The organism is Vibrio sp. 378 (assembly GCF_033339435.1).
In genome coordinates this window covers 1-608 of record NZ_JAWOUO010000783.1, presented here as the reverse complement: position 1 = coordinate 608, position 608 = coordinate 1, and the positions used below count along the sequence as shown (strand labels likewise).

The 608-nt window shown below is 45.2% G+C and carries 1 protein-coding gene; it reads right to left on the bottom strand.

What is annotated here, in order from left to right; genetic code table 11:
- Positions 1–608, bottom strand: a 608-nt coding sequence (locus R7Q48_RS28830) for an ATP-binding cassette domain-containing protein (RefSeq protein ID WP_318133765.1), incomplete at both ends; no start/stop codon positions are given.

Below are 608 nucleotides of genomic sequence, written 5' to 3'. Positions count from 1 at the left end.
TGTTCTGGCGCAAAACTTTTAAGCTTTTTTGAATGAGAGCCTCAGTTCCTGAACCGATGTTTGCCGTTGCTTCATCCAAAATTAAGATTTTTGGTTTCGCTACTAACACTCGGGCTAACGCAAGTAATTGCTTTTGACCTGCCGAAAGGTTGGTTTCACCTTGGCCGAGTTGAGTGTCTAAGCCGTTTGGATAGCGGTGAATTTGCTCTGACAAACCTACCTTATCTAACGCATCCCATATCTGCTCATCGCTCACTGCTCGGCTAAGAGAAATGTTCTCACGTACAGAGGCTGGGAGAATGTGCGGATCTTGTTGAACCATTGCTACGTCTTTGCGAAGTACGTCTTTACCCAATGTATTAAGTGGCCGCCCATCAATCAATAACTCGCCCACATTGGTTGGATAAAAGCCCATGAGCAAAGATGCTAACGTGCTCTTGCCGCTGCCAGTATGGCCGACCAGCGCGATAAAATCTTGATGAGCCGCTTTCAAGGATATGTCTTTTAATACATCTTGCTTACCATCATAACTGAACGTCAGATTACTTAGCTCAATCGAGCCCGTTTTAAGTGGTTTATGATCGTCACCGTAAGTTTGTGGCTTCGCA